Genomic DNA, 21,550 nt, shown 5'->3' on the forward strand with positions numbered 1-21,550 from the left:
GAACGAATCGGATCACGCACCGCCACTCGCACGCCGATCACTCGCCAACTGGCCGCCAGCAGCCTGACAGGGGCCGCCAGTGCGCGCGGGCCGGTGATCGCACACCAAAGCTATTGACATTAGCTATCGAGCGAGTCACACTAGCCATATGAACACGAACGGCGCATCGTCGGGACCCGCCACCCGCTACCTCGACCAGCCGGAAGGCCGCGTCGCCTACGAGATCCAGGGTGACGGCCCGCTCGTCATCCTCGTCCCAGGGATGGGCGAGCTCCGCTCCTCCTACCGCTTCCTCGCTCCCGCACTCGTGCAGGCCGGCTACCGGGTCGCGTCGACCGACCTGCGCGGTCACGGCGACAGCGACACCTCGTTCTCGTCCTACGGCGACATCGAGACCGCGTCCGACGTCCACGCGCTGATCCTGCAGCTGGGCGGACCGGCGGTCATCGTCGGCAACTCCCTCGCAGCGGGCGCCGGCGTCATCGTCGCGGCCGAGCACCCGGACAACGTCGCAGCGCTCGTCCTCGTCGCCCCGTTCGTGCGGAACCCGAAGGCGAACGGCGTCATGCTCGCCCTCTTCCGCGCGATGATGGCGCCGCTCTGGGTCGCCCGCGTGTGGAAGGCGTACATGCCGACCCTCTACGCCGGTCGGAAGCCCGTCGACTTCGACGAGTACCGCGCGGCGGTGTTCGCGAGCCTCCGACGACCCGCCTCCGGGAAGGCGTTCTCGCAGACGACGCGGCAGACCGACCACACCCCTGCCGAAGCCGCGCTCCCGGCCGTACAGGCGCCGGTCCTCGTGATCATGGGCGACAAGGACCCCGACTTCCCGGACCCCGCTGCGGAAGCGCACTGGATCGGAGACACCCTGCACGGCGATGTCGTCCTCGTCGACGACGCGGGGCACTATCCCCACTCGCAGCAGCCGGAGATCACGGCGAGCGCCGTCGTCGCCTTCCTCGAGTCGGCGCTGCACCGTGCCTAGGGCGGGTCTCACTCCGGAGCGGGTGGTGGACGCGGCGGCCGTCCTCGCGGACGAACGGGGACTCCACGAACTCACCCTCGCGGCCCTCGCTGAACGCCTCGGGGTGCGGCAGCCGTCCCTCTACAAGCACATCGACTCGCTGGCGGGCCTTCGACGGAGCATCTCCCTCCAGGCGAAGGCGGAGCTCGGCGATGTCCTCCTCCGAGCTGCCGTCGGGCGTTCCGGTGCTGATGCGATCCACTCGATGTCGCGCGCCTACCGAGCCTGGGGCCTCCAGTTCCCCGCGCGCTACACGACGGCCCAGTGGATCGCCGGTCCCGAGGACGAGGAGGACGCAGCCGCGTCGCTCGCCGCCATCCAGATCATCGCCGACGTCCTCACCGCCTACGAGCTGCAGGGTGACGATGCGATCGACGCCATCCGCGCGTTCCGTTCGACCCTGCACGGCTTCGTCTCGCTCGAGGCAGCGGGGTCCTTCGGCCTCGACGTCGACATCGATCGCAGCTTCGACCGCCTCGTGCGCGGATTCGTCATCGTCCTGACGAGTTGGGCGGCGACGGTCGACGAGTGACGAGGAAGGCAGGGTCATTGCGGGCAAGGGGATTCTCCGGGTCAGCACCGCCGGGTAGATTGCGGGGATGTCAGCTCGTATCAGTGAACTCGTCCTCGATTGCCGCGACCCGGAAGCGCTTGCCCGGTTCTGGTGCGAAGTCCTCGACTTCGTCGTCCTCGACACGGAGGACGACGGATCTGTGGAGATCGGCGCCCGCGACGGGTTCGGCGGGTCGCAACCGACGATCTTCCTCAGCCGCAGTGACGACCCACCACAGACGAAGTCGAAGCTCCACATCGATCTCAGCGCCACCGACCGGGATCAGGCCGCCGAACTCGAACGCCTCCTCGCCCTCGGTGCCCGGGCGGCCGACGTCGGCCAGACCGGCGACGAGTCCTGGCACGTGCTGCAAGATCCGGAAGGCAACGCGTTCTGCCTCCTCAACTCCCGGCTGAAGCCCGTCGGCGGCTGAGTGCGGCCGGGCCGGATTGCCAGCGTTCCGTCCTCATCTGCGGGGAGGACCCACCTCCTCCGATGACATAATCGGCCCATGTCCTCGACCGCGCGGTACGCCAGGCAGCTCGCCCTCCCCGGCTTCGGATCGAGCGCGCAACGGTCCCTCGCCGACGCCAGTGTGCTGATCGTCGGTGCTGGCGGGCTCGGCAGCATCGTCCTCCCCGCACTCGCCGCCGCCGGCGTCGGCTCGGGGACCGGCGCGATCCACCTCGTCGACGACGACGACGTCGAGCTCAGCAATCTGCACCGCCAGACCGTCCACAGCACGGCGGACGTCGGACGCCCGAAGGTCGATTCCGCCGCCGACCGCGCGATCGCCATCAACACGGACACCACGGTGATCCGTCACCGGTTCCGGCTCGGCCCCGGCGAGATCATGGGCTTGCTCGCCGACGCGGACATCGACCTCGTCATCGACGGAAGCGACAACTTCGAGACGCGCTACCTCGTCGACGACGCTGCAACACTCGCCGACGTGCCGCTCGTGTGGGGTGCTGTGTCGCAGTACGGCGGGCAGGCGGGCCTCAGCTGGGCCTCGCGCGGCCCCCGCTACCGCGACCTCTTCCCGCATGCACCGACCGACGGCTCCATCCTGTCCTGCGAGGCAGGCGGCGTGCTCCCGACGACCGTCGGCGTGATCGGTTCGATCATGGCGACGGAGGCGATCAAGGTGCTCACCGGCGTCGGCACGCTCTCGCTCGGGCGGGTCACGATGTTCGACGGCCTCAGCGGCGGATTCCGTGAGCTGCGGTACGAGCGCGACCCCGCAGGCGCCCGGCAGGTGTCACTCGACGAGCACCTCCACCGGACGCCCGGTTCGGGCTCACCCGGCGGCGCTCCGGCCGACACCGCGTCGACGCCCCATGAACCGCGTCACGCTGGAAGGACGATCACCGCCCGTGAGCTCGCGGCAGGAGTCGGCGAGACCGTCCTCCTCGACGTCCGCGAACCCTGGGAGGCGGAGATCGCCCGTCTGCCCGGTTCCACGCTCATGCCGCTCGGTTCCCTGCCGGAGACCGTCAGGGAGCTCGACCCCGACGTCCCCGTGATCGTCTACTGCCACCACGGCATCCGCTCCGAATCCGCGCTCCGCCTCCTACTCGAACGCGGCTACTCGGCCGTCCACCTCGAGGGCGGCATCGACGCCTGGTCACGACTCGTCGACCCGACCGCCCCCCGCTACTGACACCGGCTCCGAACACTCCATGCGGATCAACTCCGCGCACCGCTCCACGACCTCGACGACAGGAACCAGATGACGACGACGCCTTCGCCTGCGAGCCGGAAGACCGTCGATGAACATGTGGTCGACGTCGCAGCCCTCCTCGCGGACGCGCTGGACACCGGTTCGGAGTCCGTCCCGATCGACGACGCTGCCGGCCGGGTCACCGTCTCGGCCGTGCGCTCGCCCGTCGATCTGCCGCTGTTCCGGAACTCGCAGATGGACGGTTTCGCGGTGCGCTCGGCCGACCTGACTGGTGACGAGACCCGCCTGCGTGTCGTCGGCGAGATCGCGGCCCGTCCGATCGAACCCGCTGCACTCGACGTCGGCACGTCGGTTCGGATCATGACGGGCGCCGTGGTCCCCCCGCAGGCCGACATCATCGTGCCGGTCGAGGAGACCGACGTCGAGACTGTGGCCGACGGCACCGAGACGGTCGTCCTCCATGCTCCGCGGTCGGGCGGCGAGCGCCCGGTCGGCCTGTTCGTCCGCGAGCGCGGCAGCGACGTCCACGCGGGCGACGAGCTCCTGCCGGCCGGGCTCCGGCTCGCCTCTCGCCACCTCGCCGTACTCGCTGCCGCCGGGATCACGACGGTGGAGGTCCGGCGTCGACCTCGTGTGGCGATCGTCACGACGGGTGCCGAACTCGTCGAACCGGGCGAGACGCCGACGCTCGGGCAGACCTTCGATTCCAACGGGACCGCGCTCGCAGCCGCGGTGACCGCCGCCGGCGCCGAGGTGGCCGCCCGCGTGCGCGTCGAGGACGACGCAGCCGCGCTGCGCACGCTTCTCGACCGCATCCACGGCGACGCCGACGTCGTCCTCACGTCCGGCGGCATCTCGATGGGCAACCATGAGGTTGTGCGCGACACCCTCGGTCCGCTCGGCGGATGGATCGGTTCGGTCGCGATGCAGCCAGGTGGTCCGCAGGCGCTCGGGGTGTACGAAGGTGTGCCGATCATCGCCTTCCCGGGCAACCCGGTCAGCACGCAGCTCTCGTTCGAGGTGTTCGTCGCTCCGCTCCTGCGCCGCAGCGCCGGGTTGCCGCAGGCCGTCCGCGGACCGGCTGCGCTCGCGGTCGACGTCCGATCCGTCCCCGCGAAGCGGCAGTTCCTGCGCGGACGACGCCTCGACGACGGACGGGTCGAACCGGTGGCGGGCCCCGGGTCGCATCTCGTCGCCGGGCTCGCCGCGTCGGACGTCCTGATCGTCGTCCCGGAGGACGTCCTCGAGCTGCCCGCCGGTGCGACTGTGGAAGCATGGACGCTATGACCGGGCTCACGCATCTCGACGACGACGGCCGCGCACGGATGGTCGACGTGGGCGGCAAGGCCACCACGAAGCGATCCGCGACGGCGACGGCGACCTTCACGACCCGGCCCGACGTGATCGCGCTCGTGCAGGCCGACGGACTCCCGAAGGCCGACGTGATCGCGACCGCACGCATCGCGGGCATCGCCGGCGCCAAGCGGACGAGCGAGCTCATCCCGCTGTGCCATCAGCTCGCGCTCTCCTCGGTGAGCCTCGACTTCGCCTTCACCGACGACTCGATCGTCATCACTGCGACCGCGAAGACCACCGGGCAGACCGGCGTCGAGATGGAGGCCCTCACGGCCGCGTCGATCGCCGGGCTCACGCTCCACGACATGGTGAAGGCCGTCGACCCGGCCTCAGTGCTCGGCGACATCCGCCTGGTGCAGAAGTCCGGCGGCAAGCGTGGGGACTGGACACCAGACGCCGCGGACACCGCCGACGCAGTCGTCGCTGCACCTGCAGCACACAAGATCCGCCCGAAGACCGCCGCGGTCATCGTCGCGTCCACCGCAGGTGCAGCCGGCACGCGCGAAGACCTCACCGGCCCGCGCATCGCCGCCTGGTTCGTCGAGCACGGCTACGCGGTCGACGCCGTGACGGTGGTGGCCGATGCCGACGTGCACGTCGCCATCGCCGAATCGCTCGCCGCGGCGCCCGCCGTCGTCATCACCACGGGCGGGACCGGCCTGTCCCCCAGCGACCGGACCCCCGAAGCGACGTCGCCGCACCTCGATCACGAGCTGCCCGGGGTGGCGGAGGCGATCCGAGCGCTCGGGCTGACGAAGACGCCGACCGCAGCCCTCAGTCGCGGCCTCGCCGGAGTGTCCGGTGGAACGGTCGTCGTGAACCTGCCGGGCTCGACGGGCGGGGTGAAGGACGGCCTGACCGTGCTCGACGGTCTCCTCGACCACCTCGTGGCGCAGATCGCCGGAGGCGGCGCACATGAGTGACCCGAACACGAGTGGGCCGACGCCGGAGATCCTCGCGATCATCTCCGAGTCGCCGCTCGACGCCCACGCCATCGAGGACTTCGTCGCCGCGCCGGCGAACGGTGCCCTCGTCGCCTTCCGGGGTATCGTCCGTGACCACGACCACGGTGAAACCGTGAGCGCGCTCGACTACCGTGCGCACCCCGAGGCGCAGCGCTTCCTCGAGGAGTGCTGCAGAACGGTCGCCGCCGAGACCGGCCTGCGCGTCGCCGCTGCGCACCGCACGGGCGCACTGGTCGTGGGCGACCTCGCGCTCGTCGCAGCTGTCGCCGCGGCCCATCGCGCCGAAGCCTTCGCCGCCTGTGAGCGGCTCGTCGAGGAGATCAAGCGCACCGTCCCCATCTGGAAGCGCCAACACCTCGCCGATGGCGAGACCGAGTGGGTCGGCCTCTGAGGCGGCCACCGCGATTCGCCTCGGCTCAGCGGCGCGCTGCTCGGCGTTGGCGCTGACCGGGCAGCAGGCCGAAGAGCATCGGCAGCACGATCCCAAGAGCGCAGATGATGGCTACCACAGGCGTCGACATGGCCCGGAGTATGACGGGCGAACCTGAGAGGGCTCCGATCAACGGGTCCTTGAGCGGTCGATGACCTCGTCGGCGTGTGCGGCGTAGTACTCCGACTGCTGCCGCATGAGCTCCCTCATCGACACCTCACGTCCCACACCGTAGACGGTTCCTCCGAAGTCGAGTTCCCGCTGGATCGCCCAGATCTCCTCGTGCCGCTCGGGTGCGAAGATCGAGGCGGGCGATCCAACCGCGATCCAACCGATCGGTACCACGGCACCCGGCACCAGCACCGTGTTGACCTGGACCACACCGTTGATCCGGACCTCGGCTCCGGCTCCGATGCGGCTACCTGGAAAGAGCGAAGCGCCGGTTGCGATGAACGCCTCGTCCTCGACGTTGCTGCCGTTCACATGGCTGTGGGGCCCGATCATGACCGCGCGACCGATGTGGGCAGGGTGACCGGACCCTCCGCGAATCAGGGCGTGCTCCATGACGATGGTGTCCTCTCCGATGGTGACCTCGCCGTCCTCGGCCGAGATCACCGCCCCGTGCAGGACCCGTGCACCAGCAGCGATCCGGACATCTCCCACGACCACCGCGGACGGTGCAACGGAGGCGCTCGGGTGGATCGCCGGTTCGCGATCTCGGTGTCTCATGAGCATGCGTCGACTCCAATCCTCGTCTCACCATAGCGACGCGCACCCGACGGGGAAGGAGCGCCGCTGGGAGAGGGCGGGATTGCCGGCGAACACGAGGTCTCGGAGTACACGGACCGGATTCTCACGCGAGTGGGACAACTCATGGACATACTCGGCGGGAGCAGGCCAGACGCAGGTACATTCGGGGCGTGGAACCTGAACCCGAGATGATGCCCCTGCCGGCGGGGACCGTGCGTCTCCACGACGCCCGCCGCGGCACGGTCAGAGACGTTCGGCTCGCCGAATTCTCGATGTCGACCTCTGCGCGGGTACCCGCATGGTCTGACCGTCCTGCTCCGAACATCACCTGGTTCGGTGCCGTCAAGTACTGCAACCTCCTGTCGGAGGACGCTGGTTTGGACCCGGCGTATTCGATCGATGGGCGCCAGGTCGATTGGGACGTCACGGCGGATGGCTACAGGCTGCCGACGGAGGCCGAGTGGGAGTACGCCTGCCGGGCTGGAACGACCGGTGCGCACTACGGCGACCTCCGCGACATCGCTTGGACCGCACTCGACGACGTGGACAGCGCTCAGCCCCCGAAGGTGAAGCTGCCCAACGGGTTCGGCCTGTACGACACGCTCGGCAACGTCTGGGAATGGTGCTGGGACTACCTCGACACCGCACGGTATGGCGACTACCGGGTGCTCCGCGGTGGAAGCTGGTCCGACCCTCCATGGAGCGTTCGAGCCTCGGTCCGTCGCGGCAGCGCTCCAGATGCCCTCATCGACGGGACTGGCCTCCGGATCGCGCGCGGCGCTCTGAACGGTGGCGAATCCGACGCGGCACAAGGTTGGTCGGCGTCGCGAGATCGCGAGCGGGCAGCCGTGAAGGGCCCGCTCCCGGTGGGATGGACGCCGCATCGAGAACTCCTCGAGGCAGCGTCACTCCCGTCGCCGTCGTCCGACAGGACGACCGGCTGATCCCACGCCCTGCATCAGAACCCGATCATGAGATCTGTGGGACAGGATCCGTCCTGGGAGAATGTTGCGGTGAGTAGGAACAGCGAGCCGCGACGTCCGGACACCACGACGATCGAGCTGATCGGCGGTTCTGAGAAACGCGAACTCGTCCTGCATCGCTCCGACGAACGATGGGCTGGCATCTATCTCGAGCATCGGGCGCGGATCGAGCAGGCTCTGGACGGGTCGGACATCGACGTCGAACACATCGGTTCCACGTCTGTTCCCGGACTGGCGGCGAAGCCGATCGTCGACATCGTGGTCGCTGTCGACGACATCACCGCCGAAGAGGACTACCTCACACCACTCCTGGATGCCGGTTATGAACTCCGGGTGCGCGAGCCAGGGCATCGCCTCGTGCGCACGCCGGCACGCGACGTGCACGTGCACCTGTATGAGCGGAACGCATCCGCTGTGGAGGAGTACCTCCTCTTCCGAGACCATCTGCGATCCGATGCCGTCGACCGCGCCCTCTACGAGCGCACCAAGAGAGCGCTCCTCGAACAGGAGTGGGACGACATCAACGACTACGCCGACGCCAAGACCGACGTCATTCGCGCGATCAAGACACGGGCGAGGGCCGCTCGCGGGCGATGACCTGCGACGATTCTGATCAGCGCGGGACGACGTCGTAGGTGATGCGGACGAGGCCGTCCTCCGGGGTGGCGTGTGTTCCGTGGAGGCGCAGCAAGACGTCGGCGTCGAGGTCGCCGAACAGCCGGGCACCTGAACCGATGAGCACAGGCGCGACGGACACCGTGACCTCGTCGACGAGACCAGCCCGGAGGAAGGTCTGGATGGTCTTGCCGCCGTCGATGTAGACGCGTTCGGCACCCTGCTCGTCGAGGAGCCGGACCGCGTCGTCGAGCGAACGCGCGATGGCCACACGCTCGTCGCCAGGCTCGAGCGTCGTACTGAGCACCACGACCCGCTTGCCGACGAAGGGCCACTCCTCGAAGCCCCGGATGGTGTCGTAGGTGCTGCGTCCCATGACGAGTGTGTCGATGCCGGGGAAGAACGACTCCCAGTCGAGCGCAGGGTGCTCCCCACGGGCGTCGGCCGCATGCCCGCGCGGAGCGGGTTCGGTGAGCCACCCCAGCTCACCGTCGGGCCGAGCGATGAAGCCGTCGAGGCTCACTCCGATGAAGACGCAGCCATGCCAGGAATGTTCACGAGTCATGACTCGATTCTGCCCGCACCCACCGACACAGGTGATGTACGGAAGTGGCGGCCCTCGAATGCTGAGCCCACGCCCCGACCAGGGCCAGCCCGCACACCTGTGGATGCGCGTCAAGCGCCCGGTGCGTGCGCGGTGATCGACGTAGGGTGACGTGATGCCCGAAAACGCTCCAGAAGCCTCCGATCCCTTCGTCCGCGTCCGCGGAGCCAACGAGAACAACCTCCGCAACGTGGACGTCGACGTGCCACGTGACGCGATCGTGGCGTTCACCGGGGTCTCCGGTTCCGGCAAATCCTCGCTCGCGTTCGGCACCATCTTCACCGAAGCGCAGCGCCGCTATCTGGAGTCGGTCGCCCCCTACGCGCGGCGCCTCATCCAGCAGGGCCACGATCCGCACGTCGAGTCGATCTCGGGGCTACCTCCCGCCGTCGCCCTGCAGCAGCGTCGAGGAGCACCCAGCTCACGGTCGAGCGTCGGCACGGTCACGACCCTGTCCAACTCGCTCCGCATGCTGTTCTCCCGAGCGGGCACGTTCCCCGAGGGCTTCACGACACGGCTCGACTCCGACGCCTTCTCGCCCAACACCGCAGTCGGCGCCTGCCCGGAATGCCACGGCATCGGCGTCTCGCACACCGTCACCGAGGACAGTCTCGTCCCGGACCCCACGCTCAGCATCCGTGAGGGTGCCATCGCCGCGTGGCCGGGCGCCTGGCAGGCGAAGAACCTCCGGGACATCTCCATCGCGCTCGGCTACGACGTGGACCGCCCGTGGCACGAGCTCGACCAGGCCGACCGCGACTGGCTCCTCTTCACCGACGAACAACCGGTCGTGCAGATCACCCCGCAACGGGACCGCGTCGCGAAGCCGTACAACGGGATGTTCTGGAGCGCACAGAAGTACGTCTTCCACACCCTCGCCGACTCCAAGAGCCAGATGATGCGGACGAAGGTGCTGCAGTTCGTGCGCAGCGGACCGTGCCCGCTCTGCCACGGCACGGGCCTCCGTCGGGAGGCACTCGCGGTCACCTTCGCCGGCCGCACCATCGCCGAGCTCAACGCCCTCCCGATGACGGAACTGGCCGAGGTCATCCGCCCCACGACCCTGCTCACCGATGCTGCTCCGGCGCTCCCCACGACCCGCTCCGGCGAGCGCACCGACGTCGCCGTCGCGATCACCACGGACCTCTTGGCCCGAATCGGCGTGCTCACGGATCTCGGCCTCGGCTACCTGGGGCTCGGACGCGTGACGACGACGCTCTCCCCCGGCGAGATGCAGCGTCTGCGCCTCGCGACCCAGCTGCGCTCCGGCCTCTTCGGCGTCATCTACGTGCTCGACGAGCCGTCCGCCGGCCTGCACCCGGCCGACGCGGAACCACTGCTCGAGGTCCTGGAGCAGCTGAAGCGCTCGGGCAACTCGGTCTACGTCGTCGAGCACAACATGGACGTCGTCCGGAAGGCGGACTGGATCGTCGACGTCGGGCCAGGTGCGGGTGAGGGCGGCGGAGACGTCCTGTACAGCGGTGCGGTCTCCGGGCTCGCGGAGGTCGGAGCCTCGGCGACCCGACCCTTCCTCTTCCCGGAACCCGGCGGTGCAGGTGCCGAGCGTCGGCCACTGCGGGTGGCGGCCGATCAGCTGACGGTCGAGGGGATCACGCTTCACAACCTTGCCGACATCGACGTGACGATCCCGCTCGGCACGTTCGTGGCGGTCACGGGGGTGTCCGGTTCGGGCAAGTCGACGCTCGTCAGTCGCGTGCTGCGTGATGTCGTGCGCGATCACCTGCACTCCGACACCGGCAGTGGTGACGCGGAGAACGACGACGACGACACGTCGCTGGACCCTGGCGCACCGGACGACGGTTCCGGCATCGCGGAGGCGACCGTCCCCGACCGGCACGCCGACACGCTCACCGTCGGCCGCGTCACCGGAGTGGAACACGTCGATCGACTGGTGCGGGTCGACCAGAAGCCGATCGGCCGAACACCACGGTCGAACCTCGCCACCTACACGGGGCTGTTCGATTCGGTGCGATCCGTCTTCGCCGCGACCGACCTCGCCCGGGAACGGAAGTACACCGCGGGTCGCTTCTCCTTCAACGTCGCGGGCGGCCGTTGCGAGACGTGTCTCGGCGAGGGCTTCGTATCGGTGGAGCTGCTGTTCCTGCCCGGCAGCTACGGTCGCTGCCCCACCTGCCACGGTGCCCGCTACAACGCGGAGACGCTCGAGGTCACGTACGAGGGCAAGACGATCGCGGAGGTGCTCGCGCTCACCGTCGAGCAGGCCGCCGGGTTCCTCGCCGGCGTGCCTGCCGCCGCTCGCAGCCTGAGGACGCTGCTCGACGTCGGACTCGGCTATCTCCGACTCGGACAGCCCGCTACAGAGCTGTCCGGCGGCGAGGCGCAGCGCATCAAGCTCGCGACCGAGCTCCAGCGCGTGCGGCGCGGACACACCCTCTACCTGCTCGACGAGCCGACGACGGGACTGCACCCGGCAGACGTCCGGCTGCTCCTCGCGCAGCTGAACTCGCTCGTCGACTCGGGTGACACGGTCGTGGTCGTCGAGCACGAGATGGACGTCGTCGCGGCCGCGGACTGGGTCATCGACCTGGGGCCGTCCGGTGGTGACGCGGGCGGCCGCATCGTCGCCTCCGGCACCCCTGACGATGTGGCGCAGGATCCCGCGAGCCGCACAGCGCCCTATCTCGCCCGTCGGCTGGCATTACTCACGTCGTGAGCGTCGTCGAGGATGCGCAATTCATCCGCGGCCTCATCTGAGCGCGGGTGTGGCACTGTCGGTGTCGAGCGCCCAGGCGCGCGCAGAGTTACCGACGAGGATCGCGTCGAGTGTACTGTCGCCGAGCTCGACGCGCAGCGGCTCGACCGTGCCGCGGAGCAGGCCCGCCGGACCGTTCTCGAACGGGGCCGCCCGGCTGCTCGCGGCCGTCGTGTCGGCCCCGAGGAGGAGCTGTGCCCCATGGCCGGCTCCCGTCAGGACCGACAGCAACCGGGCCAGGCGGTCGACGCTGATCGGGTGACGCGCGGACGGCGCGTCGAAGCACAGCCACGCGCCCGACTCGGCGGCCTCGACGATCCGGCGCTCATCGGGGTTCCGTCCGAGATGCCCCAGGACGATCGACCGCGCGGGGACGCCGGCCGCCGTCAGCCGATGCAGGACACCGTCCGCGCCCGAACCACCTTCCAGATGGATCGCGATGGGTGCTCCGGTGACCCGATGGGCGATCGCCGCGGCCTGCAGGGCGTCCGCCTCGTCCGATGCGAGGTCTGCGCCGCCAGTGCCGATCTTGACCAGGCCGCAGCCCCGCTCCTCGATGTCCGTGATGAAGACGGACGCCAGCCGATCGACGCCGAGCGCGCGGACCTCGGCATCTGCGGGATAGAGCGCGCGCCGGTGGCGGCCGGTCGCTGCGACCACGTGGACACCGCTGGACGCGCTGATCCGCCGGAGGGCCGCGAGGTCACGATGCAGCCCGAACGGCGTCCACTGCACGACGGTCCCGCCGCCCCGGTGCTGAAACGCCACGAGCTCACGCTGGGCCGCATCGGCGTCGTCGAGCGCCTCACCGGGTAGCGCCGGGGAGGCGAGGAAGAGGTGGTCGTGGGAGTCGACGACACCGGCGGTGGCCGAGGCGATGTCGCCGAGGACGGTCCGGATCATGCGGCTGCGGAGCCATGGGTCTCATCGTCGGGCAGGAGGCGCAGCGCAGCCAGCGCGCGGGGCAGGCCGACGTAGGGCACGAGGTGGACGATGGCCTCTGCGATCTCCTCTCGAGACATCCCGATCCGCAGCGACGTGACCACGTGACCGCTGAGCTGCGGTTCCACTCCACCCAAGGCTGTCAGCGCGCCGATGATCAGCAGTTGGCGGTCTCGGGCCGACAGGCCGTCGCGCTGGTAGGTCCCACCGAAGACGGCGCCGACGATCCAGTCGGCGAACCCCGTAGCGGCGGCATCGACCGTCGCCCGCCAAGCGTTCGTCGTGGGGCCGTCCTGCAGCTCGCCCAGCAGATCCTGTCCTGCGGACAGGTCGAATGCAGCACTCATGGTCACTCCTGACGTCGTACCCACGTCGTGCGGGTAACGGTTCAGACGTTACACTGAGATCATGCCGATCACGACCCACTTCCGATCCGACGGCGGCGCGACCTGGCTGAACCTGCTCGCGACGCAGGGGCAGAGCTTCGGACCCCGTCCCGTCGAACGACTCCCGACGCCGAGCGCGGCCGAGGAGTGGTTGAACCACTTCGGCCTCCCGCTGTCCGAGGCTGTGTCCGAAAGCGGTCTCGGAGAGCTCGTACAGCTCCGTGAAGCCCTTCGCGAGCTCGCGATGGCGACTGTCGCCGACCGTGAGCCGTCAGCCGAGGCGACGACGATCGTCGAGGCGGTTGCAGGCAACCCGGCGGCACCCTCGTTCCCGTCCATGCTCGGGGATCGCAGCCTCTCACTGCAGGCCGCACTCGCAGCGATCGCGATCCAGGCGCTCGTCGCTCTGGCCGGACCGGACCGGCAGTACCTGACCTCGTGCGCGGAGGAGGACTGCCGGTGGGTCTTCCTCGACACCTCGGGCCGTCGACACTGGTGCCCGTCACCAGCCTGTGCCAGCCGAGGTCGCGTCCGCGCCCACCGAGCACGGCGAGCGACTGCCGAGCGGGCGACTGCGGACGAGCCGCCGGCGATCGAACGGGGACGCGAGGTCTAGCCGCCGGCGAAGGGCGGGAGGACGTCCACGCGCGAGCCGAGCGGGCGGGCGTCGTCCCGGCTGACGACGCCGTCGACGAGGAACGAGCCGGTCGCGAGCACTCGGGCCATCGCATCGCCGTAGCGCTCGAGGAGCACGGACTTCAGCTCGCCCACGGTCGCGACCGCCGGCAGCGTCTCCTCGGGGAGCCCTGCGACCTCCTCGGCCGCGGCGAAGTACCGCACGAGGACCTGCTCGGTCATCGTCTCAGCCACCGATCGCTCCCATGCTGCGCTCCGGGCGCACGAAGTCGGGCGATGCGATCCGGTGCCCTGCCTGCTTGTGCCACATCGCCGCACGCCACCGGTCGGCGATCTCGACGTCGGCGACGCCCGAGCGGAGCAGTCCGCGGAGATCGGTCTCGTCATCGCCGAACAGGCACGAGCGGATCGTGCCCTCAGCGGTCAGGCGCGTGCGATCGCAGTCGTCGCAGAAGGATCGAGTGACGGAGGCGATGATGCCCACCGTCGCAGGGCCGCCGTCGACCAGCCACTCCTCAGCGGGAGCGGACGGGTCCTCGCGGTGCGGTGCGGTCAGCGCGAAGCGCGAGCCGAGCACATCGAGCAGTTCAGCCGCATCGACCATGTTCTCGCGCACCCATGCTTCATCGGCGTCGAGCGGCATCTGTTCGATGAAGCGGAGCCGACAGCCATTCTCGATCGCCCAGGACAGCAGGGCGACGGCACCGTCGAGCGTGTCGCGCATGAGGACGGCGTTGATCTTGAGCGGGGTCAGACCGGCGCGCTTCGCCGCCTCGATGCCCTTCAGCACGGCGGGCAGTCGGTCGCGACGCGTGAGGCGGGCGAAGTGGTCGCGGTCGACGGTGTCGAGCGAGATGTTGACCCGCGTGAGACCGGCGGCCACGAGCTCGTCGACACGTTTGTCGAGACCGATGCCGTTCGTCGTCATCGAGATGGAGGCGTCGCCGGCGACCGCTGAGCTGCGAGCGATGATCTCCGCGAGGTCGGGGCGCATGAGCGGCTCACCGCCGGTGAACCGGATGTCGTGCACACCGAGGTCGCGGACGGCGATCTCCACGAGCCGACCGATCTCCGTCGCGCTCAGCAGATCCTCGCGTGCAATGGCGGGAAGCCCCTGCTCGGGCATGCAATAGGTGCAGCGCAGCGAGCACTTCTCCGTGATGGAGACGCGCAGGTCGCGGGCGACCCTGCCGAACCGGTCGATGAGGCCGTCGACCTCCGGGCGCCCTGCAGCGTCGGGGATACGCCGGAGGGGCGACCCGATGCGGGGAATTCCGAGCCCGACAGCAGTCATGTCCCCAAGAGTACGTGCAGGATCACCTTCCGCCTCCCTTCTGGGCGCCCCACATCCATGACGAACCGCAGACAACTGCGGCCATCCGGGCGAACAGCACGGAAGGCCCGCGTAGCATGACGGGCATGGAGCCACGCCGTCGAACGCTGCTTGCCGGTACGGCGGGCGTCGTCTCCGCTGTCGCGACACTCGGTGCCGCGGAGGCGGTCGCCGCGTTCGTCGCACCGGCCAGCTCTCCGCTGCTCGCCGTCGGCTCGCTCGTCATCGACCTCGTGCCCGGGTGGGTGAAGGACCTCGTCATCGCCCTCTTCGGCACGAACGACAAGCTCGTCCTCCTCATCGTCCTCGGCGTCCTCGTCGTCGCACTCGCCTTCGGGATCGGCGTGCTCGAAGAGCGGCGACCGGTCGTCGGAGCCGTCGCCCTCGCCCTCGTCGGCGGCGTTGCGGTGTTCGCGGCCACGACGCGCGCCGACGCGACGTTCGACTGGGCGTTCCCGAGCATCGTCGGCACGGCTGTCGGCATCATCGTGCTCCGCGTCCTCTGCTCACGGCTACGCACATGGGAGGAGGCGTCGGGCTTCGACCAGGCCCGGCCCGTAGCAGGCGCCTCGCGCGCTGCGCTCCCCCGCCGATCCTTCCTCATACTGCTCGGCGGCACCGCAGCCGGTGCACTCGTCATCGGTGTCGGCGCCCGTGTCGCCTCAGCGGGAGCAGTCGCCGTCGAGACGATCCGCAAGGCCCTCAAACTCCCGACGGCCGCCGTCGCCGCCGCACCCGTCCCAGCGGGCGCGGAGCTCGGAATCGACGGCCTCAGCCCGATCGTCTCCTCGAACGACTCCTTCTATCGGATCGACACAGCCCTCCAGGTGCCGAACATCGACCCGTCCACCTGGAGCTTGAAGATCACCGGCATGGTGGAGCAGGAGATCGAGATCGGCTTCGACGAGCTGCTCGCGCTCCCGCTGCAGGAGTCGATCATCACGCTCACCTGCGTCTCCAATCAGGTCGGAGGCGACCTCATCGGCAACGCGCTCTGGCTCGGTTACCCGATCCGCGAACTGCTGAAGCGCGCCAAGCCGCGCGCAGGGGCCGACATGGTCCTCTCGCGGAGCATCGACGGCTTCACCGCCGGCACGCCCCTCGAGGTCCTACAGGACGAGCAGCGCGACTGCCTCCTCGCGGTCGGCATGAACGGCGAGCCGCTCCCCCTCCAGCACGGTTTCCCAGTGCGCATGGTCGTCCCGGGACTCTACGGGTACGTCTCGGCGACGAAGTGGGTTGTCGAGCTGAACGTCACCCGTTATGCCGACGCGCGTGCCTACTGGACGGACCGAGGCTGGTCGGAGCGCGGTCCCATCAAGACCGAATCGCGTATCGACGTGCCGCGCAACGGCGCTCGGGTCGCGGCCGGCACCGTCGCTGTGGCCGGCGTCGCCTGGGCGCAGCACACCGGCGTCGAAGGCGTCCAGGTGCGCATCGACGACGGCGACTGGACCGACGCGACGCTTGCTTCATCAATCTCCGACGACACCTGGGTGCAGTGGGTCCACGAGTGGGACGCCCCGGCCGGTGACCACACGATCGCGGTCCGAGCCACCGATGCCGCGGGCAAGACGCAGAGCGAGACTCCCGTCGACGTCGTCCCGAACGGGGCAGAGGGCTGGCACACCATCTCGGTCGGCGTCGACTGACGTCGTCGCGCCGCCTGGGGCGACGATTCCGGGTGACGACAGGGTTCGCGGCTGGACGCGGCGACGACGGTGAAGCACGCGCCGCCCACCCACGCGGTTCACCAGTCTCGTTTCCACGGTCAAGACTCTCCGACAACCTCAGGGCGCTTCGCCACGGCGCCCTTCGCTTTTCGTTTCTCCTCCAGATGTGCGATCTTCACCGACGAGAACATCAGGAGTGACGACAACGCCCACCAACAGATCGCTTGAGGCACCAGTTCCACCCATGCGCCCCAGGTCATCGCATAGCGAACTGCCGCACAGCCGGCAAGGAAGCCAAGGCCAGCCCCGAGGAATCCGGGAAGTGCCCTGTAGGTCAACCGCCAGAACGGCCACCTCTTGTGGCCGCTAGCCAGGCGAGGCGCGAACCACAGGATCGCGAGGATCGCCGGCGCCTGGAGGACGTTCGATCCGCTCAGCCACGGATCGGAGTCCCTCGATGCAGAGCCCGCCAGAGACGGCAGCGCGACAACGCTCGTGACGAGCACGCTCGACAACGTTGCCCGTAGTGGCCAGCTCTTCGGCGTTTGACCTGATGATTTCATTTTTAGTACCAAATTCATTTAAAGTCTTACACTTGATGATTTGATGGTTTTAACAGTATCGTCCCAGCATTCGGCGAAACGCTCGTTCCGCTGGCCGACTAGGGACAAGGATCTCTGGGGATCATCGCCGTACGGACGGGATGGGCGGTCAAGCAGCTACTCAGATGTGCGACTGATCCATCGAGTCCCAGGTCCGGCGTCTCCACGTCCGCGTCGATGGGCACGGCCACGACGGGCCGCTGGGGGCCGTATCCGTCGCGGATCATCACGATTGCGATGCTGAACACCACCGTGTCACCCGTCCGGAGTATCGTCACTCCAGCATCGTCCTTCACGCTCACCGACCGGCCCGGCCGCCGCTCTGAGCACTGGCAACGTTCCAGACCGCTCCACCTCTCCTCCGTTCGCGCGCGACCATGCGCCGAACACGAAACGACAAAGGACCTCACGTGGCCCTCCTCTCCCTCGCACTCCGACACGCCAAGCCGTATACGGCCTGGGTCGTCGCCGTCTTCGTGCTGCAACTCGTCTCGACGATCGCAGCGCTCTACCTCCCGAGCCTCAACGCCCAGATCATCGACAAGGGCGTGACCACGGGCGACACCGACTTCATCTGGTCGACCGGCATGACGATGATGATCGTCTGCCTCGTCCAGGTCGCCTCCGCCATCGGCGGCGTGTACTTCGGTGCCCGCACAGCGATGGCGATCGGCCGCGACCTGCGCCGCGAGTTCTACCGCAAGGTCGACTCGCTCGGCGCCCTCGAGATCAGCGGTTTCGGCAGCGCGACGCTCATCACGCGCGGCACGAACGACGTCCAGCAGGTACAGATGCTCGTGCTCATGACGCTCAACTTCATGGTCTCCGCACCGATCATGTGCGTGGGCGGCATCATCATGGCCCTCCGCGAGGACGCCGGGCTCTCGTGGCTCGTCTGGGTCTCGGTGCCGATCCTCTTCATCATCGTCGGATTCCTCGTCTACCTCCTGATGCCGCTGTTCCGTCAGATGCAGGACCGCATCGACGGCATCAACAGCGTGCTCCGCGAGCAGATCATCGGCATCCGCGTCGTCCGCGCCTTCGTGCGCGAGCCGTTCGAGTCCGAGCGCTACAACCGGGCGAACGAATCGCTCACCCGCGTGTCGGTGAAGGTCGGCAACATCTTCGTCCTCATGTTCCCGGTCATCATGATGGTGCTGCACCTCGCGACGGCAGCGGTGCTGTGGTTCGGTGGTCACCGCGTCGACGCCGGCCAGATGCAGGTCGGTTCCCTCACGGCCTTCCTCCAGTACCTGCTGCAGATCCTCACCTCGGTGATGATGGGCGTCTTCATGGTCATGATGATCCCGCGAGCCGTGGTCTGCGCCGAGCGCATCCAGAACGTCCTCGACGCCCAGCCCAGCCTGGTGGAGCCGACGAACACGGACGTCCGCGTGCCGACTGCCGGGCGGGTCGAGTTCACCGGCGTCTCCTTCGGGTACCCGGGAGCCGAGCGCCCCGTCCTGTCGGACATCACCTTCACCGCGGAGCCCGGCAAGACGACGGCGATCGTCGGCTCGACAGGTTCCGGGAAGACGACGCTCCTCTCGCTCATCCCGCGTCTGTACGACCCGCAGCAGGGGCACGTCACGATCGACGGTGTGCCCGTGTCGCAGCTCACCCGCCAGCAGATCGCCGGAGTCGTCGGCCTCGTGCCGCAGAAACCGTACCTGTTCTCCGGCACGATCGCCTCGAACCTCCGCTTCGGTCGCCCGGACGCCGATGACGACGAACTGTGGAGCGCACTGCAGACCGCCCAGGCCGAGGACTTCGTCCGCGCGAAGTCGAAGATGCTGAACGACGGCGTGGCCCAGGGCGGCACCAACGTCTCCGGCGGCCAGCGCCAGCGGCTCTGCATCGCCCGTGCCCTCGTCGCGAAGCCGCGCGTGTACCTCTTCGACGACTCCTTCTCCGCCCTCGACGTCTCGACCGACGCACGCCTCCGCGCGGCACTCGGCGACAGCACCGCGGACGCAACCGTCATCATCGTGGCCCAGCGCATCGCGACCATCCGCGAGGCGGACCACATCATCGTCATGGACGACGGCGGCATCGTCGGCCGCGGCACCCACGACGAACTCCTCGAATCCAACGAGACGTATCGAGAGATCGTCCAATCGCAGCTCGCTGTGGAAGGGGTGGCGTGATGATGGCCCGTTCACCACGTGACAAGCGTTCCTCGAAGGCCGCGCAGGGCGACACCGCCCAGGCGCCCGAGCTGAACGCGACGGAGGAGGACCTCCTCGAACCGGAGTTCACTCCGAGCGAAGCCGACGGCGACATGTTCGGCGGCACCCCCTCGAAGAAGGCCGAGCAGTTCTGGCCTTCCGCGAAGCGACTCATCGGCCTGCTCGCACCCGAGAAGGTGAAGATGAGTCTCGTCATCGGGATCGTCGTGCTGTCCGTCGTACTCACCGTCATCGCCCCGAAGATCCTGGGGCTCGCGATGGACGCGATCTTCAACGGGGTCATCGGGTCGCAGCTGCCCGCCGGTGCCACACTCGACCAGGTCGTCGACCAGGCGAGGGCCTCCGGCAACGACCAGTACGCCGACATGCTCGAGAAGTCGAACATCACGCCGGGTCAGGGCATCGACTTCACGCTGCTCGGCCGTCTCATCATCATCGTGCTCGCGATGTACATCATCGCCTCCGTCCTCAACTGGGCACAGGGGTACATCCTCAACGGGCTCGTGATGAGGGTCGTCTACCAGCTCCGACAGGACATCGAGCGCAAGCTCAACCGCCTGCCGCTCAGCTACTTCGACACCCGCCAGCGCGGCGACCTCATGTCCCGCGTCACGAACGACGTCGACAACATCCAGACCGCGCTCCAACAGGCGTTCTCGCAGCTCGTGCAGTCGGCGCTCACCGTGCTCGGCATCACGGCGATGATGTTCATCGTCTCCTGGCAGCTCGCCCTCATCGCCCTCATCGCCCTGCCGTTGTCCGCCGTGATCGCCGGCGTCATCGGCTCCCGATCGCAGAAGCTGTTCACCGCGCAGTGGAAGAACACGGGTTCGCTGAACGGTCACATCGAGGAGTCCTTCTCCGGCATCGAGCTCGTGCGTGTGTTCGGACGCGACAAGGAGATGCTCGCCGAGTTCGACGAGCGCAACGAGAAGCTGTACAAGGCCGCGTTCGGCGCGCAGTTCGTCTCCGGCATGATCATGCCGGCGATGCAGTTCGTGTCCTACCTGTCGTACGTGCTGATCGCCGTCGTCGGTGGCATCCGTGTCGCCTCCGGCCAGATGACCCTCGGAGACGCCACCGCGTTCATCCAGTACTCGCGGGAGTTCTCGCAGCCGCTCGGCCAGATCGCCGGCATGGCGAACCAGCTGCAATCGGGTGTCGCCTCGGCCGAGCGCACGTTCGAACTACTCGACGCGGAGGAGCAGGACCCGGAGACGGCGACCGCCCACCTGCCCGAGCACACCGACGGCCACATCGAGTTCGACAACGTCTCGTTCAGTTACGACGCCGCGAAGCCCCTCATCGAGGAGCTGTCGTTCTCGGCGCAGCCTGGCCACACGGTCGCGATCGTCGGCCCGACCGGCGCCGGCAAGACCACGCTCGTGAACCTCGTCATGCGGTTCTACGAGCTCACCGGCGGCCGAATCCTCGTCGACGGCGTCGACATCACGTCGCTGTCGCGCGCCGAGCTTCGCTCGCAGGTCGGAATGGTCCTGCAGGATGCCTGGCTGTTCGACGGAACCATCCGCGAGAACATCCGCTACGGCCGACTCGACGCAACGGACGAGGAGGTCGTCCAGGCGGCTGAAGCCACCATGGTCGACCGCTTCGTCCGCCAGCTGCCGGACGGCTACGACACCGTGCTCGATGCCGACGGCGGGAGCGTCTCAGCCGGTGAACGTCAGCTCATCACGATCGCGCGGGCGTTCATCGCGAAGCCGAAGCTGCTGATCCTCGACGAAGCGACCTCCTCGGTCGACACCCGGACCGAACTGCTCGTGCAGCACGCGATGGCCGCGCTCCGGAGCGACCGCACCTCGTTCGTGATCGCGCACCGCCTGTCGACCATCCGCGACGCCGACACCATCCTCGTGATGGAGAACGGCCGGATCGTCGAGCAGGGTTCGCACGCGACGCTGCTCGAGGTCGACGGCGCGTACGCCGAGTTGTACCGCACGCAGTTCCGCGGCGGCGAGGAGCAAGCACGGACATCGGCCGACGCCGATGCGAGCGACACCGAATCGGAGCACGCTCCGCGCAGCTGACACCGGCGACACCGCGACGGCGGGCAGGCTCTCGATCCGAGAG

General features: G+C 68.6%; 21 protein-coding genes. 14 read left to right on the forward strand and 7 right to left on the reverse strand.

Features of this window, described 5'->3' with window-relative positions:
• Positions 1-148 precede the first annotated feature (148 nt).
• The 7 genes from ABMA10_RS20710 (at position 149) to ABMA10_RS20740 (ending at position 5,973) form a co-directional block, all read left to right on the forward strand.
• Positions 149-985 (forward strand): alpha/beta fold hydrolase, encoded by an 837-nt coding sequence (locus ABMA10_RS20710; RefSeq protein WP_347869750.1) that lies wholly within the window; start codon positions 149-151, stop codon positions 983-985.
• Positions 978-1,556 carry a TetR/AcrR family transcriptional regulator gene (locus ABMA10_RS20715; RefSeq protein ID WP_347869751.1) on the forward strand — a complete coding sequence of 193 codons (579 nt, stop codon included), beginning with the start codon at positions 978-980 and terminating at the stop codon, positions 1,554-1,556. Before ABMA10_RS20710 ends, ABMA10_RS20715 begins: the two co-directional genes overlap by 8 nt.
• A gap of 67 nt (positions 1,557-1,623) precedes the next feature.
• Positions 1,624-2,010: a VOC family protein gene (locus ABMA10_RS20720; RefSeq protein WP_347869752.1), complete on the forward strand. Its 387-nt coding sequence runs from the start codon at positions 1,624-1,626 to the stop codon at positions 2,008-2,010.
• Positions 2,011-2,088: 78 nt separating this feature from the next.
• Entirely contained in the window at positions 2,089-3,240 is a 1,152-nt protein-coding gene (locus ABMA10_RS20725) for a ThiF family adenylyltransferase (protein ID WP_431030967.1), read from the forward strand.
• 69 nt (positions 3,241-3,309) lie between these two features.
• Positions 3,310-4,548: a molybdopterin molybdotransferase MoeA gene (locus ABMA10_RS20730; RefSeq protein WP_431030968.1), complete on the forward strand. Its 1,239-nt coding sequence runs from the start codon at positions 3,310-3,312 to the stop codon at positions 4,546-4,548.
• Positions 4,545-5,540, forward strand: coding sequence for a bifunctional molybdenum cofactor biosynthesis protein MoaC/MoaB (gene moaCB / locus ABMA10_RS20735; RefSeq protein WP_347869755.1), 996 nt, complete (start codon positions 4,545-4,547; stop codon positions 5,538-5,540). Before ABMA10_RS20730 ends, moaCB begins: the two co-directional genes overlap by 4 nt.
• Positions 5,533-5,973 carry a molybdenum cofactor biosynthesis protein MoaE gene (locus ABMA10_RS20740; protein ID WP_347869756.1) on the forward strand — a complete coding sequence of 147 codons (441 nt, stop codon included), beginning with the start codon at positions 5,533-5,535 and terminating at the stop codon, positions 5,971-5,973. Before moaCB ends, ABMA10_RS20740 begins: the two co-directional genes overlap by 8 nt.
• A gap of 168 nt (positions 5,974-6,141) precedes the next feature.
• Here ABMA10_RS20740 and ABMA10_RS20745 read toward each other — a convergent pair whose 3' ends face one another.
• Complete coding sequence (locus ABMA10_RS20745) at positions 6,142-6,747, reverse strand: gamma carbonic anhydrase family protein (RefSeq protein ID WP_431030969.1); 606 nt, start codon at positions 6,745-6,747, stop codon at positions 6,142-6,144.
• Between the two features lie 203 nt (positions 6,748-6,950).
• On the opposite strand from ABMA10_RS20745, the gene ABMA10_RS20750 reads away from it, so the two are divergent.
• A complete protein-coding gene (locus ABMA10_RS20750; RefSeq protein ID WP_431031536.1) occupies positions 6,951-7,706 on the forward strand; it encodes a formylglycine-generating enzyme family protein in 756 nt (251 codons plus the stop codon).
• A gap of 69 nt (positions 7,707-7,775) precedes the next feature.
• Positions 7,776-8,342: a GrpB family protein gene (locus ABMA10_RS20755; protein WP_431030970.1), complete on the forward strand. Its 567-nt coding sequence runs from the start codon at positions 7,776-7,778 to the stop codon at positions 8,340-8,342.
• A gap of 16 nt (positions 8,343-8,358) precedes the next feature.
• On the opposite strand, the gene ABMA10_RS20760 is transcribed toward ABMA10_RS20755, so the two are convergent.
• Positions 8,359-8,925 (reverse strand): dihydrofolate reductase family protein, encoded by a 567-nt coding sequence (locus ABMA10_RS20760; protein WP_347869760.1) that lies wholly within the window; start codon positions 8,923-8,925, stop codon positions 8,359-8,361.
• A gap of 154 nt (positions 8,926-9,079) precedes the next feature.
• On the opposite strand from ABMA10_RS20760, the gene ABMA10_RS20765 reads away from it, so the two are divergent.
• On the forward strand, positions 9,080-11,659 hold the full coding sequence (locus ABMA10_RS20765; protein ID WP_431030971.1) for an ABC transporter: 2,580 nt from the start codon (positions 9,080-9,082) through the stop codon (positions 11,657-11,659).
• Positions 11,660-11,692: 33 nt separating this feature from the next.
• On the opposite strand, the gene ABMA10_RS20770 is transcribed toward ABMA10_RS20765, so the two are convergent.
• The gene (locus ABMA10_RS20770) at positions 11,693-12,601 is read right to left on the reverse strand and encodes an aryldialkylphosphatase (RefSeq protein ID WP_347869762.1); all 909 of its coding nucleotides are present in this window, start codon (positions 12,599-12,601) and stop codon (positions 11,693-11,695) included.
• Positions 12,598-12,987 (reverse strand): carboxymuconolactone decarboxylase family protein, encoded by a 390-nt coding sequence (locus tag ABMA10_RS20775; protein WP_347869763.1) that lies wholly within the window; start codon positions 12,985-12,987, stop codon positions 12,598-12,600. The genes ABMA10_RS20770 and ABMA10_RS20775 overlap by 4 nt, the downstream gene beginning before the upstream one ends.
• A 61-nt stretch (positions 12,988-13,048) precedes the next feature.
• Here ABMA10_RS20775 and ABMA10_RS20780 point away from each other — a divergent pair, with 61 nt between their 5' ends.
• A complete protein-coding gene (locus tag ABMA10_RS20780; RefSeq protein WP_347869764.1) occupies positions 13,049-13,642 on the forward strand; it encodes a CGNR zinc finger domain-containing protein in 594 nt (197 codons plus the stop codon).
• On the opposite strand, the gene ABMA10_RS20785 is transcribed toward ABMA10_RS20780, so the two are convergent.
• Together ABMA10_RS20785 and moaA are read right to left on the reverse strand one after the other, a co-directional pair.
• Positions 13,639-13,884 carry a MoaD/ThiS family protein gene (locus ABMA10_RS20785; RefSeq protein WP_347869765.1) on the reverse strand — a complete coding sequence of 82 codons (246 nt, stop codon included), beginning with the start codon at positions 13,882-13,884 and terminating at the stop codon, positions 13,639-13,641. The genes ABMA10_RS20780 and ABMA10_RS20785 overlap by 4 nt on opposite strands.
• A gap of 4 nt (positions 13,885-13,888) precedes the next feature.
• Positions 13,889-14,956, reverse strand: coding sequence for a GTP 3',8-cyclase MoaA (moaA, locus tag ABMA10_RS20790; protein WP_347869766.1), 1,068 nt, complete (start codon positions 14,954-14,956; stop codon positions 13,889-13,891).
• A 125-nt stretch (positions 14,957-15,081) separates the two neighbouring features.
• Between moaA and ABMA10_RS20795 the strand changes: the two genes are divergently transcribed.
• Positions 15,082-16,647 carry a molybdopterin-dependent oxidoreductase gene (locus tag ABMA10_RS20795; RefSeq protein ID WP_431030972.1) on the forward strand — a complete coding sequence of 522 codons (1,566 nt, stop codon included), beginning with the start codon at positions 15,082-15,084 and terminating at the stop codon, positions 16,645-16,647.
• A 119-nt stretch (positions 16,648-16,766) separates the two neighbouring features.
• Here the strand turns inward: ABMA10_RS20795 and ABMA10_RS20800 are convergent, their stop codons facing one another.
• On the reverse strand, positions 16,767-17,174 hold the full coding sequence (locus ABMA10_RS20800; RefSeq protein ID WP_431030973.1) for a hypothetical protein: 408 nt from the start codon (positions 17,172-17,174) through the stop codon (positions 16,767-16,769).
• 506 nt (positions 17,175-17,680) lie between these two features.
• Here ABMA10_RS20800 and ABMA10_RS20805 point away from each other — a divergent pair.
• Positions 17,681-19,417 carry an ABC transporter ATP-binding protein gene (locus ABMA10_RS20805; protein WP_347869769.1) on the forward strand — a complete coding sequence of 579 codons (1,737 nt, stop codon included), beginning with the start codon at positions 17,681-17,683 and terminating at the stop codon, positions 19,415-19,417.
• Complete coding sequence (locus ABMA10_RS20810) at positions 19,417-21,507, forward strand: ABC transporter ATP-binding protein (RefSeq protein ID WP_431030974.1); 2,091 nt, start codon at positions 19,417-19,419, stop codon at positions 21,505-21,507. The genes ABMA10_RS20805 and ABMA10_RS20810 overlap by 1 nt, the downstream gene beginning before the upstream one ends.
• The last annotated feature ends 43 nt before the right edge of the window (positions 21,508-21,550 follow it).

The sequence above is a fragment of the Plantibacter sp. RU18 genome, from assembly GCF_050613355.1.
GTDB lineage: Bacteria > Actinomycetota > Actinomycetes > Actinomycetales > Microbacteriaceae > Plantibacter.

Excerpts from the sequence above, each read along its gene's own strand:
- ABMA10_RS20720 (WP_347869752.1), top strand. The coding sequence starts at position 1,624 with ATGTCAGCTCGTATCAGTGAACTCGTCCTCGATTGCCGCGACCCGGAA.
- ABMA10_RS20785 (WP_347869765.1), bottom strand. The coding sequence starts at position 13,884 with ATGACCGAGCAGGTCCTCGTGCGGTACTTCGCCGCGGCCGAGGAGGTC.
- ABMA10_RS20780 (WP_347869764.1), top strand. The coding sequence starts at position 13,049 with ATGCCGATCACGACCCACTTCCGATCCGACGGCGGCGCGACCTGGCTG.
- ABMA10_RS20760 (WP_347869760.1), bottom strand. The coding sequence starts at position 8,925 with ATGACTCGTGAACATTCCTGGCATGGCTGCGTCTTCATCGGAGTGAGC.
- ABMA10_RS20810 (WP_431030974.1), top strand. The coding sequence starts at position 19,417 with ATGATGGCCCGTTCACCACGTGACAAGCGTTCCTCGAAGGCCGCGCAG.
- ABMA10_RS20710 (WP_347869750.1), top strand. The coding sequence starts at position 149 with ATGAACACGAACGGCGCATCGTCGGGACCCGCCACCCGCTACCTCGAC.
- ABMA10_RS20745 (WP_431030969.1), bottom strand. The coding sequence starts at position 6,747 with ATGCTCATGAGACACCGAGATCGCGAACCGGCGATCCACCCGAGCGCC.
- ABMA10_RS20730 (WP_431030968.1), top strand. The coding sequence starts at position 3,310 with ATGACGACGACGCCTTCGCCTGCGAGCCGGAAGACCGTCGATGAACAT.
- ABMA10_RS20795 (WP_431030972.1), top strand. The coding sequence starts at position 15,082 with ATGGAGCCACGCCGTCGAACGCTGCTTGCCGGTACGGCGGGCGTCGTC.
- moaA (WP_347869766.1), bottom strand. The coding sequence starts at position 14,956 with ATGACTGCTGTCGGGCTCGGAATTCCCCGCATCGGGTCGCCCCTCCGG.
- ABMA10_RS20765 (WP_431030971.1), top strand. The coding sequence starts at position 9,080 with ATGCCCGAAAACGCTCCAGAAGCCTCCGATCCCTTCGTCCGCGTCCGC.
- ABMA10_RS20770 (WP_347869762.1), bottom strand. The coding sequence starts at position 12,601 with ATGATCCGGACCGTCCTCGGCGACATCGCCTCGGCCACCGCCGGTGTC.
- ABMA10_RS20775 (WP_347869763.1), bottom strand. The coding sequence starts at position 12,987 with ATGAGTGCTGCATTCGACCTGTCCGCAGGACAGGATCTGCTGGGCGAG.
- ABMA10_RS20750 (WP_431031536.1), top strand. The coding sequence starts at position 6,951 with ATGATGCCCCTGCCGGCGGGGACCGTGCGTCTCCACGACGCCCGCCGC.
- ABMA10_RS20740 (WP_347869756.1), top strand. The coding sequence starts at position 5,533 with ATGAGTGACCCGAACACGAGTGGGCCGACGCCGGAGATCCTCGCGATC.
- moaCB (WP_347869755.1), top strand. The coding sequence starts at position 4,545 with ATGACCGGGCTCACGCATCTCGACGACGACGGCCGCGCACGGATGGTC.
- ABMA10_RS20725 (WP_431030967.1), top strand. The coding sequence starts at position 2,089 with ATGTCCTCGACCGCGCGGTACGCCAGGCAGCTCGCCCTCCCCGGCTTC.